Source organism: Streptomyces sp. NBC_00045, from assembly GCF_045041095.1.
Lineage (GTDB): Bacteria > Actinomycetota > Actinomycetes > Streptomycetales > Streptomycetaceae > Streptomyces.
Genome location: NZ_CP108271.1, coordinates 1,907,566 through 1,919,612, shown reverse-complemented (window position 1 = coordinate 1,919,612; position 12,047 = coordinate 1,907,566). Strand labels below are relative to the sequence as shown.

10 protein-coding genes are annotated in these 12,047 nt (G+C 73.2%); 5 read left to right on the top strand and 5 right to left on the bottom strand.

Annotated elements, in window-relative coordinates; genetic code table 11:
- The first annotated feature begins 13 nt into the window (after positions 1–13).
- Both OHA65_RS09110 and OHA65_RS09105 read left to right on the top strand, forming a co-directional pair.
- On the top strand, positions 14–967 hold the full coding sequence (locus OHA65_RS09110; protein WP_405761714.1) for a diacylglycerol kinase: 954 nt from the start codon (positions 14–16) through the stop codon (positions 965–967).
- A 49-nt stretch (positions 968–1,016) separates the two neighbouring features.
- Positions 1,017–3,869 (top strand): DEAD/DEAH box helicase, encoded by a 2,853-nt coding sequence (locus tag OHA65_RS09105; protein WP_327282625.1) that lies wholly within the window; start codon positions 1,017–1,019, stop codon positions 3,867–3,869.
- Positions 3,870–3,935: 66 nt separating this feature from the next.
- Here the strand turns inward: OHA65_RS09105 and OHA65_RS09100 are convergent, their stop codons facing one another.
- The 4 genes from OHA65_RS09100 to OHA65_RS09085 all read right to left on the bottom strand — a co-directional run bounded on the left by OHA65_RS09100 (position 3,936) and on the right by OHA65_RS09085 (position 8,340).
- Complete coding sequence (locus tag OHA65_RS09100) at positions 3,936–4,895, bottom strand: RluA family pseudouridine synthase (protein ID WP_327282624.1); 960 nt, start codon at positions 4,893–4,895, stop codon at positions 3,936–3,938.
- Positions 4,896–4,913: 18 nt separating this feature from the next.
- Positions 4,914–6,461 carry a serine hydrolase gene (locus tag OHA65_RS09095; RefSeq protein WP_328762226.1) on the bottom strand — a complete coding sequence of 516 codons (1,548 nt, stop codon included), beginning with the start codon at positions 6,459–6,461 and terminating at the stop codon, positions 4,914–4,916.
- Positions 6,462–6,550: 89 nt separating this feature from the next.
- Positions 6,551–7,384: a siderophore-interacting protein gene (locus tag OHA65_RS09090; protein ID WP_327282622.1), complete on the bottom strand. Its 834-nt coding sequence runs from the start codon at positions 7,382–7,384 to the stop codon at positions 6,551–6,553.
- Positions 7,385–7,434: 50 nt separating this feature from the next.
- Positions 7,435–8,340, bottom strand: coding sequence for a 5'-3' exonuclease (locus tag OHA65_RS09085; protein ID WP_328765156.1), 906 nt, complete (start codon positions 8,338–8,340; stop codon positions 7,435–7,437).
- Positions 8,341–8,600: 260 nt separating this feature from the next.
- Between OHA65_RS09085 and OHA65_RS09080 the strand changes: the two genes are divergently transcribed.
- Positions 8,601–9,212, top strand: a complete 612-nt coding sequence (locus OHA65_RS09080) for an XRE family transcriptional regulator (RefSeq protein WP_327282621.1) — start codon at positions 8,601–8,603, stop codon at positions 9,210–9,212.
- 5 nt (positions 9,213–9,217) lie between these two features.
- Positions 9,218–9,955 carry a helical backbone metal receptor gene (locus OHA65_RS09075; protein WP_405761712.1) on the top strand — a complete coding sequence of 246 codons (738 nt, stop codon included), beginning with the start codon at positions 9,218–9,220 and terminating at the stop codon, positions 9,953–9,955.
- Here the strand turns inward: OHA65_RS09075 and OHA65_RS09070 are convergent.
- Positions 9,924–11,048, bottom strand: a complete 1,125-nt coding sequence (locus tag OHA65_RS09070; RefSeq protein WP_327282619.1) for a TDT family transporter — start codon at positions 11,046–11,048, stop codon at positions 9,924–9,926. The genes OHA65_RS09075 and OHA65_RS09070 overlap by 32 nt on opposite strands.
- 70 nt (positions 11,049–11,118) lie before the next feature.
- Here OHA65_RS09070 and OHA65_RS09065 point away from each other — a divergent pair, with 70 nt between their 5' ends.
- The gene (locus OHA65_RS09065) at positions 11,119–12,042 is read left to right on the top strand and encodes a LysR family transcriptional regulator (RefSeq protein WP_327282618.1); all 924 of its coding nucleotides are present in this window, start codon (positions 11,119–11,121) and stop codon (positions 12,040–12,042) included.
- Positions 12,043–12,047 lie beyond the last annotated feature (5 nt).

Below are 12,047 nucleotides of genomic sequence, written 5' to 3'. Positions count from 1 at the left end.
TAGATTCCGGCGGGTGAGCGCTGAGATCACCTTGTTCGTCAATCCCACCGCGGGACGCGGCCGGGGCGCGCACGACGCGCAGCCGGCCGCTTCCGCGCTCCGGGCCGCCGGGTTCTGCGTACGGACGGTCCTGGGAGCCGATGCCGCGGACGCACTGGCCCGGCTGCGCACCGCCGTCCGCGGGGGCACCGGGGCGGTGATCGCCGTCGGCGGCGACGGCATGGTCTCCCTGGCGCTCCAGGCGCTGGCGGGGACGCCGGTGCCGCTCGGGGTGGTCGCCGTGGGGACCGGGAACGACTTCGCGCGGGCCATGGGGCTGCCCGTACGGGATCCCGCGCGGGCGGGCCGGCTGGCCGCCGGGGCGCTCAAGGAGGGCCGGATCCGCGAGATCGACCTCGGGCGGGTGGCCGGAGCCGGAGCCGGAGCCGGAGCCGGAGCCGGAGCCGTGGGCGCGGCAGGGGCCGGGGCCGGCGGCGGGGCCTGGTACGGGACCGTGCTGTGCTCCGGCTTCGATTCGCGGGTCAACGACCGCGGCAACCGGATGAGGCTCCCGGCGGGCCGGTTCAAGTACGACCTGGCGATGCTCGCGGAGCTGGCCGCCTTCCGGCCCTTCCCGTACCGGATCACCCTCGACGACGGCCCGGTGATCGAGACCGAGGCCACGCTGGTGGCCGTCGGCAACGGGTCCTCGTACGGCGGCGGCATGCGCATCTGCGCCGACGCCGTCCCCGACGACGGGCTCTTCGACGTCGTCGTCGTGGGCGACTGCAGCCGCGCCACCCTGCTCAAGGTCTTCCCGCAGGTGTACAAGGGGACGCACCTGAGCCACCCGAAGGTGACCGTCCACCGGGCCGCGAAGATCACGCTGGAGGCCGCCGGGATCACCGCCTACGCGGACGGCGAACCGCTGGGGCCGCTGCCCGTGACCGCCGAATGCATACCGGCGGCCCTGCGCCTCCTGGTGTAGATAAAGATCGCGACTGTTGTCAGGGGCGGCGGGTAGGCTCGACAGCAAGATGACCGAAGAACTCTCACCCGCCGAGCGGTACGCCGCTGCCCGGATCCGCGCCGCCGAAGAGGCCTCCGCGCTGGCCCCCTTCCGGGAGATGTACGAATTCGACCTGGACTCCTACCAGGTCGACGCCTGCAAGGCACTGGAGGCCGGCAAAGGCGTGCTGGTCGCCGCCCCGACCGGCTCGGGCAAGACCATCGTCGGCGAGTTCGCCGTGCACCTGGCCCTACGCCAGGGCCGCAAGTGTTTCTACACGACGCCCATCAAGGCCCTGTCGAACCAGAAGTACGCCGACCTCGTCAAGCGCTACGGCGCCGACAAGGTGGGCCTGCTCACCGGCGACAACAGCGTCAACTCCGAGGCGCCCGTGGTCGTGATGACCACCGAGGTGCTCCGCAACATGCTGTACGCGGGCTCGCAGTCGCTGCTCGGCCTCGGGTACGTCGTGATGGACGAGGTGCACTACCTCTCCGACCGGTTCCGCGGAGCCGTCTGGGAGGAAGTGATCATCCACCTCCCCGAGTCGGTCACGCTGGTGTCCCTGTCGGCCACCGTGTCCAACGCCGAGGAGTTCGGCGACTGGCTCGACACCGTGCGCGGCGACACCGAAGTGATCGTCTCCGAGGAGCGGCCCGTCCCGCTGTGGCAGCACGTCATGGCCGGCCGCCGGATCTACGACCTCTTCGAGGAGGAGTCCGACCACGGAGGCCGCGGCTCCGCGCGCCGCGAGGTCAACCCCGACCTGCTGCGGATGGCGCGCGAGGAGAACACCCGCACGTACAGCCCGAAGGACCGGCGCCGCGGCAAGATGGTCCGCGAGGCCGACCGCGAGCGCGAGCGGCGCTCCCGCGGGCGGATCTGGACGCCCAGCCGCCCCGAGGTCATCGCCCGGCTCGACGGCGACGGGCTGCTGCCCGCGATCAACTTCATCTTCAGCCGCGCCGGCTGCGAGGCCGCCGTCCAACAGTGCCTGTTCGCGGGCCTGCGGCTCAACGACGATTCCGCCCGCCTCAGGGTGCGCGAGATCGTCGAGGAGCGGACCGCCTCCATCCCCGCCGAGGACCTGCACGTCCTGGGGTATTACGAGTGGCTGGAAGGCCTGGAGCGGGGCATCGCCGCGCACCACGCTGGGATGCTGCCCACCTTCAAGGAGGTCGTGGAGGAGCTGTTCGTCCGCGGCCTCGTCAAGGCCGTCTTCGCCACCGAGACCCTGGCGCTGGGCATCAACATGCCCGCGCGCACGGTGATCTTGGAGAAGCTGGTCAAGTGGAACGGCGAGCAGCACGCCGACATCACCCCCGGCGAGTACACGCAGCTCACCGGCCGGGCCGGGCGCCGCGGCATCGACGTGGAGGGCCACTCCGTGGTGCTCTGGCAGCGCGGCATGGACCCCGCGGCACTCGCCGGGCTCGCCGGCACCCGCACGTATCCGCTGCGCTCCAGCTTCAAGCCCTCGTACAACATGGCCGTGAACCTGGTCCAGCAGTTCGGCCGGCACCGCTCGCGCGAACTGCTGGAGACCTCCTTCGCGCAGTTCCAGGCCGACCGCTCGGTCGTCGGGATCTCCCGACAGGTGCAGCGCAACGAGGAGGGCCTGGAAGGCTATCGGGAGGGCATGACCTGCCACCTCGGAGACTTCGAGGAGTACGCACAGCTGCGCCGCGACCTCAAGGACCGTGAGACGGACCTGGCCAAGCAGGGCGCGGCCCAGCGCCGGGCCCAGGCCGCCGGTTCGTTGGAGAAGCTCAAGCCGGGCGACATCATCCACGTGCCGACCGGCAAGTTCGCCGGGCTCGCGCTGGTCCTGGACCCGGGCGTGCCGGCCGGGCGGGTCCACGGGCACCGGGGCCAGGAGTACGCCGAGGGCCCGCGCCCGCTGGTGCTGACCGCGGAGCGGCAGGTCAAGCGGCTCGCCGCCATCGACTTCCCGGTCCCGGTCGAGGCCATCGAGCGGATGCGGATCCCCAAGACCTTCAACGCGCGCTCGCCCCAGTCCCGTCGCGACCTGGCGTCCCAACTGCGCGCCAAGGCCGGGCACATCGCGCCGGAACGCCGGGGCCGCGGCCGGGCCGCTGCCGCCGACGACCGCGAGATCGCCCGGCTGCGCGCCGCGCTGCGGGCACACCCCTGCCACGGCTGCGACGAGCGCGAGGACCACGCCCGCTGGGCGGAGCGCTATCACCGGCTCAAGCGGGACACTCAGCAGCTGGAGCGGCGCATCGAGGGCCGGACGAACACCATCGCCCGCACCTTCGACCGGATCCACGCGCTGCTCACCGAGCTGGACTACCTGCGCGAGGACGAGGTCACCGTGCACGGCAAGCGGCTCGCCCGGCTGTACGGGGAGCTGGACCTGCTGGCGTCCGAATGCCTGCGCGCAGGGGTCTGGGAAGGCCTGACCCCTGCCGAACTGGCCGCGTGCGTCTCGGCGTTGGTGTTCGAGGCGCGGCAGTCCGACGATGCGGTGGCACCGAAGGTGCCGGGCGGCGCGGCGAAGGCGGCGCTGGGTGAGATGGTCCGGATCTGGGGCCGGCTCGACGCGCTGGAGGAGGAGCACCGCATCAACCAGGCGGAGGGCGTGGGCCAGCGTGAGCCGGACCTCGGCTTCGCGTGGGCGGCGTACCAGTGGGCCTCCGACAAGAGCCTGGACGAGGTGCTGCGCGAGGCGCAGATGCCGGCCGGTGACTTCGTGCGCTGGTGCAAGCAGGTCATCGACGTGCTGGGGCAGATCGCGGCTGCGGCCCCGGCGTCCTCCGCCCCGCCGTCCTCGCAGGGTGGCAGCACGGTGGCGCGCAACGCCCGCAAGGCCGTCGACGCGCTGCTGCGGGGCGTCGTGGCCTACAGCTCGGTCGGCTAGGCACGACCCGGAACGGCCCGGCCGGTGGCCGGTCTCCCAGGAGCGCGCCACCGGCCGGGCCGCGGCTCAGTCCCCGGTTTCCCAGGCCTGCGGGTCTTCCCAGGCCCGGAGGGTCAGGCCGCTCTCGAAGCGGTGCGGGGTGCCGGTGACCGGGTCCGTGAACGACACGGTACGGGCGAGGAGTTGGAGCGGGCGACGGTAGTCGTCCGGGGCCGGGTCGGTGACCCGCGGGTACACCGGATCGCCGAGGATCGGCAGGCCCAGGGCGTTCATGTGCACCCGCAGCTGGTGGGTGCGCCCGGTGTGCGGGGTCAACCGGTAGCGGCCCAGTTCCCCCTTGGTGTCGAGGAGTTCGACCAAGCTCTCGGCGTTCGGTTCGGCGCCCGGGACTTCGGTCGCGGCGATCACCCCGCGGGTCTTCTCGATGTGGCTGCGGACCGTCCGGGGGAGTTCGATCGCCGGGTCGTGGCGGGCGAGGGCCTCGTACCTCTTGGTCACCCGCCGTTCCTGGAAGAGCAGTTGGTACGCGCCGCGGTCCTCGGGGCGGATGCTGAACATCACCAGTCCGGCGGTCAGCCGGTCCAGCCGGTGCGCCGGGCTGAGCTCGGGCAGGTCGAGCTCCGTGCGGAGCCGGGCCAGGGCGGTCTGCGTGATGTGGCTGCCGCGCGGGGTGGTCGCCAGGAAATGCGGCTTGTCCACGACCAGCAGGTGCGCGTCCCGGTGGACGACACGGATCGGGAACGGCACCACGGGCTCCGGCTCCATGTCCCGGTGGAACCAGAGGTAGGCGCCCGGCTCGTACGGGTCCTGCGGACCCAAGACCTGCCCGTCGGGGCCGAACACCCGCCCGGCGTGCAGCAGGTGGACGATGGATTCGGCGCCGCGGGTGCCGGCGTAGCGCGCGGTGAGGTAGCCGCCCAGGTCGGGCCACCGCCCGTCCGGGTCGGCGGGCAGCCGGAGCCGGACCGGGTCGATGCCGGCGACCTGGGGCAGGGGCGAGGGGGGTGCCTGGGCTCTGCGTCTCATCGGGTCCAGGCTATGCGCCTACTGCTTGGTGAAGGTGCCCAGGTGCTCGCCGTCCAGGTACTCGATGCGGACCGTGCCGTCCTTGAAGAAGACCCCCGTGCGGCCCACCGCGTTCTCGCCGGCGGTCACGTAGCTGAAGGTGTCGCCGTCGTAGTGGGTGAGCGGGAAGCGCATCGGCTTCGGGCCGAGGGCGACGGTGAGGCCCGTGCCGCTGGCGTTCGCCGTGACGGTCAGCTTGCCGTAGTACGGGTTGTCGTACGTCCCGGTGTACGCGCTGTCGGCGCGGGCCGGCTCCGCGCCCGCGGGCGGGTGGGCGTAGTCGGTGGTGGAGCGGCCGGTGTCGTCGACCTGGGCGTACAGCTCGGCGAACAGGGGCAGCCAGTCGGTGGTGGGCCCGCCGTGCTCGGCGGTGTCGAAGAAGTCCTCCGCGATGGCGTCCGCGACGCCGACGGGGGCGCCGTTGGTGAGGACGATGATGCCGAGCTGCTCCAGCGGGAGCATGGTGACGTTCGTGTTGGCGCCGAGGTCGAAGGCGCCGGAGTGACTCAGGCGCAGCCGTCCCGCGTCGTCGTACGAGACGTTCCAGCCGAGGCCGTAGAAGCCGGTGTGGTTCAGGGGAGGGGTCGGCGCCTGCGACAGGACCTGGGGCAGGTGCGTGACGGCGAGGGTGTCCGCGGGGACGATCCGCTTTCCGTCGAGGGTGCCGCCGGCCAGCTGGAGCCGCAGCCAGCGGGCCATGTCGGTGGCGGTGGAACTGACCCCGCCGGCCGGGGCCTGGGCGTCCGGGTCGCGCACGTAGCGCGGGGACCAGGTGCCGTCAGGATTCTTGACGTGGGTGGCGGCGTGGTCGGGGGCGTTCGCGAAGGCGGAGAACTCGGTGCTGGTGTGCGTCATGCCGGCGGGCTTGAAGAGGGTGTCCGCGGCGAGCTTCTGCCAGCTCGTACCGTGTTGCCGGGCCACGGCCTCGGCGGCCGCGGTGAAACCGAAGTTGGTGTAGGCGTAGCTCACGCGGAAGGGGGAGAGGGGCTCCAGACGCAGGTGGTCGAGGATGTACGCCTGGTCGTAGCCGAGGTCTTCGAGCAGGTCCCCCGCGTGGTCGGGGAGGCCGCTGCGGTGGGAGAACAGGTCGGCGGTGGTGACGTGGTCGGTGACCCAGGGGTCCTTGAGCGCGAACCCGGGGAGCTCGGCGCGGCGGTCCCAATCGGCGGGGTCCTTCAGGGTGCCGGCCACGACGGTGGAGGAGATCGGCTTGGAGAGCGACGCGATCTGGAAGACGGTGTCGGGGTCGACCTTGGCGCTCTCGCCGGTGCGGCGGACGCCGAAGCCCTTGAGGTAGACGACCTTGTCGCGGTGGACGACGGCTACGGAGATCCCGGGGACGCCGGTGCTGCGCATGGTGCCGGTGACGTACCCGGGGAGGCGTGCGAGTGCCGCGTCGACTTCCGCGTCCGTGATCCGGGGCTTCGGAGCGGGCGGCGGGCTGGGCGCGGCCGCTGCGCCGGTCGCGGCCGTCGCGGCGAACACGACGGCGGCCCCGGCTGCGGTGAGCGTGCGGAGCGTACGCATGCCGTCATTGTCATGCCGAACGGGTGACCCCGCGCTGCGGGGCGGTCGGGCCGGGGCGGCCGCCCGGGGCGGGGCCCCGGGCGCGCGCATCAGGCCGCGGACTCCTGCTCGGCCAGGACCCGGGCGTTCCAGTCGCCCTTGATGGCCCGCCAGCCCTCGTCCGTCTCGCCCCGGCGCCAGTAACCGGAGATCGACAGGTGCTCCTTGGGGATCCCGCGCTCCAGGCGGAGGTGGCGGCGCAGGTCCTTCACGAAGCCGGCCTCGCCGTGTACGAAGGCGTGGACCTCACGGGAGGGGAATTCGAGCGCCCTGACCGCCTCGACGAGCATCTCGCCGACCGGGCGGGTGCCGCGGTGGAGCCAGACCGGGACGACGCCGTCCGGGGTGGCGACCTCCTGCTCGTCGCTCGGCCCTTCGACCTCCACGAAGGCGTGCACCCGCGCCCCGGCCGGCATCCGCTCCATCGCGGCCGCGATCGCCGGCAGGGCGCTCTCGTCGCCCACCAGCAGGTGCCAGCCGGCGGCCGGGTCCGGGGCGTAGGCGCCGCCCGGGCCGAGGAAGCGGACGAGTTCGCCCGGCTGGGCGCGGGCCGCCCACGGGCCGGCCAGCCCCTCGTCGCCGTGGACGACGAAGTCGAGCGTCAGCTCCAGGTGCACCGGGTCCCACGAGCGGACGGTGTACGCCCGCTGGCGCGGCCACGCCTCACGCGCGTACTCGGCGCGGATCCGGTCCAGGTCCCACGGAGAGGGGTAGGTGACGCCCTCGGGCGCGAAGAGCAGCTTGATGTAATGGTCGGTGAACTCGCCCGCACTGAATCGGACCAGTCCGGCACCGCCCAGCACCACTCGCACCATGTGCGGCGTCAGCCGCTCGGTGCGCACGACGACTGCGGTGCCGACCTTGCGGGCGCGTCCTTCTGCCACGGCTGTATCCCCTTGCTCCCCTGAAACTTAGGATTACCTAAGTTAGCACCTCAAGGGCGCAGTGCGCTGCCCAGGCGCGACACTGCTCCGCCAAGACCCCACCGGCGCGCCAGCGCATCGACGAGTTCCGGCTGCTCGGGCGCTGCCGGCAGGGCCGGGTCGAACGCCGGGAGCGGGACGTCCGAAGCCACTTGGACGACCTTCGGAGCCACCGCCAGATAGGGCCGGGACTCGTCCAGCCGCTTGCGCTGCGTGGGCGTCAGCTTCGACTTCGGGTCGTCGACCGCCGCGATGATCCCGGCCAGGGAGCCGTAGGCGTCCAGCAGCTTCGCGGCCGTCTTCTCGCCGATCCCCGGCACCCCGGGCAGTCCGTCGCTCGGGTCCCCGCGCAGCAGGGCCAGGTCCGCGTACCCGCGGCCGTCCACGCCGTACTTCTCGCGCAGCCACGCCTCGTCCGTCACCTGGAGCGTGCCGACCCCCTTCAACGGGTACAGCACGCGCCGCTGCCGGGCGTCGTCGACCAGCTGGTACAGGTCCCGGTCGCCGGTGACGATGTCCACCGGGCCCGTGGCGCGCGCCGTGAGGGTGCCGATCACGTCGTCGGCCTCGTACCCGGCGACCCCCACCCGGGCGATCCCGAAGGCGTCCAGCGCCGCCTCGATGATCGGCACCTGCGGGGCCAGCGTGTCCGGGGTCTCCTCCACGTCCGGACCGGTCTCGGTCTCCTGGGCGACCCGGTGCGCCTTGTACGAGGGGATCAGTTCCACCCGCCAGTGCGGCCGCCAATCGGCGTCCATGCACGCCACCAGGTCGTCGGGGCGGTGGTCCTGGACCAGCCGGCCGATGAAGTCGAGCAGCCCGCGCACCGCGTTGACCGGAGTGCCGTCCGGGGCCTTCACGGAGTCCGGCACGCCGAAGTAGGCGCGGTAGTAGAGGGAGGCGGTGTCCAGCAGCATCAGGCGTCGAGTCGTCGTCACGCAGACGATGATGCCGCAACCCCCGTGCGTGCCCCGCGGCGGACGGTTACGGCCGGGGGCACGGAAAGTGGCCGCAAGTGCGCTCGGAAACGGCACGGGAGTTTCACCGGGGGCGTACCTTGGTGGGCTCTTGCACGCGAAACCGGGGGCGGTTGCTGCGTAAGGTGCTTACAGCACATCTCCGTGTGACGGACGCCGATGTACGCCGACATACCTGACAAGGGGAGGGCAGCCCCGCAATGGACGACAGGGACGGCTCGGACGACAAGGAACGGGACAAGGACGCCAAGGAACCGCTCCGGGTGGGCGTGGCCGTGCGCAAGCGGCGCCGGGCGCTCCACCTCACCCTCGCCGCCGTATCGGCGCGCAGCGGCCTGTCGGTGCCCTTCCTCAGCCAGATAGAGAACGAGCGGGCCCGGCCCAGCATGCGGTCCCTGGAGCGGGTCGCGGACGCACTGGAGACCACGGCCGTCGAGCTGTTGGCCGCCTCCGACACCGCCCGCACGGTCGACCTCGTACGGGCCGGCGACGACTCCGGGCTCACCCCGGTCCCGGGCGTGCGCCCCCTCGTACGCGGACACCACCAACTGCACGCACTGGAGTTCAGCGGGGACCAGGACGCCGGCCGCGAGTACCAGCACCGCAACGACGAGCTGATGTACGTGGTCTCGGGCGCCTGCCAGGTGGAGGCCGAGGGGCGGGCGTACCGGCTGGAGAGCGGGGACGCGCTGTTCCTGTCCGGCGGTGTGCGGCACCGCTGGCGGGCCGTCTCCGAGGACACCCGGCTGCTGGTCGTGGCCGTCGGGGACCACATCCACGCCACGTCCGAGCCGCCCTCGCCCGGGCGCTGAGCGGGATGCGGGTCGTCTCGCTCGTGCCCTCGCTGACCGAGGCGGTGGCGGTGAGTGCTCCCGGGCTGCTCGTCGGAGTGACCGACTGGTGCACCCGTCCCGCGGACCTCGGGGAGCGCGGCGCGGTGCGGATCGGGGGCACGAAGAACCCCGACGTCGAGCGGATCACGGCGCTGCGCCCGGACCTGGTGATCGCCAACGAGGAGGAGAACCGGGTCCCGGACCTGGAGGCGCTACGCGCGGCCGGGGCGGAGGTGCTGGTCACCGAGGTCCGCGACCTGCCGCAGGCGCTGACGGAGCTGGACCGGGTGCTGATGGGGGCCCTGGGGCTGAAGCGGCCGAAGTGGCTGGACGATGCCGAGGCCGCCTGGGCGGCCGTGGAGCCCCTCGGCTCCCTGACGGCCTTCGTGCCGATCTGGCGGCGGCCCTGGATGGTCCTGGGCCGGGACACCTTCGCCGGGGACCTGCTCGCCAGGCTGGGGATCCGCAATGCCTACGCGGAGCACTCCGAGCGGTACCCCAAGGTGCCGCTCGCCGAACTGGCGGCGAGCGGCTGCGATCTGGTGGTGCTCCCGGACGAGCCCTACGCGTTCAGCGCCGGGGACGGCCCGGAGGCCTTCCCGGGCCTCCCGGCCGCCCTGGTGAGCGGACGCCACCTGACCTGGTACGGGCCCTCGTTGGCCGAGGCGCCGGCGGTCCTGGGGGCGGCGATCAAACGGTCCTGGGCAGCAGCCGGCCGGTGAACAGGCCGCGCAGGGTGTGGGCGGCGGCCAGCAGCCAGGCGATGACCAGCCCGAGGAAGAGGGCGGCGGCGAGCCAGGCGAAGGCGTCCAGGCCGGTGTGGCGGGCCAGGCCGGCGGCGCCGGTGACACAGGTGCCCACGGGGAAGGTCAGTGCCCACCAGGTCATGGCGAAGCCCATGCCGGCCCGGGCCGCCCGGACCAGCATCGCGGCGGCCAGGGCCAGCCACAGCAGGGCGAACCCCATCACGGGCACCCCGTAGACGACCGCGAAGGCGCCGAGGGCGTGGGCGTAGGGGGCCTCGATGGCGCCGGGCGCCACGTCCGCGAGCTGGTTCACGGCAGTGGTGGACTGCCCGAGGGGGCCGAGCACGAGGAACAGGGCCGGGGTCAGGGCCAGGGGCAGGGGGCCGCGCACGATCAGCCGGCCGAAGACCAGGGGCAGCATCAGCAGCGTCGCCAGCAGGCTGATCCCGAACATGGCGTAGCAGGCCAGCAGCAGCGCCTCGCGGGGCTGGCCGGCGGGCAGGTGGGGTATCAGCAGGGGGCCGACCGCGGCGGACACCATGGGGGCCACCAGCGGCAGCAGCCACACGGGGGTGGCCTGTGAGGGCTCGACCTTGTGCCGGACCACCATCAGGTACGGCACCACCACGGCCATGAGCAGGCCGATCGCGGTACCGGCGGTGAACAGCACGGCGTCGACGGCGATCGCGGCGGGCTCCCCGATGAGGTCCTTGCCCACGATGAGGGTGCCGCCGCCGACGGCCAGCAGGGCCATCGACAGACACCCGTAGAACGGGGCCACGGCGGGGTCGAGCAGGTGGGCGCGGGCCTGGTCGCGGTGGTGGAGCCAGTGCCCGGCGCGGGCGGCGAGCAGGACCGCGAGGACCACGGCGGACAGCGCCCAGACGATCTGGCAGGCCACGCGCTGGCCGGGGACCTGGTACGGGAGGGTCGCGCCGGCGTTGGCGACGATGGCCGTGCCCATGACGGAGGCGTACCAGTTGGGGCCGAGGTGGCGCAGCGCGGGAGCCTTGTGGGTCCGGGGCGCGGCGGGGATGACGGTGCGGGGTCGCACGAGGGTGGTGGCCATGGATCCAGCGTCGCGGCGCTGGCGGGTGCACGGCAGAGGTCGTCTTTCTATAAGGCCATAAACTGACTTTATGGGTAACGAGGAGTGGGTTCCGCTGGCACACCGGGTACCGGACCTGGGGGCGCTGGAGCTACTGCTCGCGGTCGCGCGGATAGGCAGCCTCAGCGGCGCGGCCAAGCGGATGGGCATCACCCAGCCCGCCGCGAGCAGCCGCATCCGGGCGATGGAGACACGGCTGGGCGTGGCGCTGGTGGACCGCTCGCCGCGCGGATCGACCCTGACGGCGGAGGGGGCGCTGGTCACGGACTGGGCGCGGCGCGTGGTGGAGGCGGCGGAGGCGTTCGACGCCGGGGCGCAGGCGCTGCGCGGGCGCCGCGACTCGCGGCTGCGGGTGGCGGCCAGCATGACCATCGCGGAGTACCTGCTGCCCGGGTGGCTGATCGCACTGCGGGGGCAGCGGCCGGGCACCGCGGTGTCGCTGCACGCCGGGAACTCGGCGTTGGTCGCGCAGCGGGTGCTGGCCCACGAGGCGGACCTGGGGTTCGTGGAGGGCCTCTCGGTGCCGGAGGGGCTGGACTCGGCGGTGATCGCGCAGGACCGGCTCGTGGTGGCCGTGGCGCCGCGGCACGCGTGGGCGCGCCGGTCGCGCGGGATCGCGGCGGCGGAGCTGGCGGCGACGCCGCTGATCCTGCGGGAACGGGGGTCGGGGACCCGGCAGGTGCTGGACGCGGCCCTGGCGGGGAGCGGAGGGCTGGCGGCGCCGCTGCTGGAGTTGGCGTCGACGACGGCGGTGAAGGCGGCGGCGGTGAGCGGCGCCGGCCCGTGCGTGCTGTCGGAGCTGGCGCTGGGCGAGGAACTGGCGGCGCGCCGACTGGTCGAGGTCCCGGTGTCCGGGGCGGCACTGGGACGGGCCCTGCGGGCAGTGTGGCCCTCGGGAGCCCGCCCGGCGGGCCCGGCCCGCGACCTCCTGTCCCTGACCCGGGTCCACCCCTGACGCGC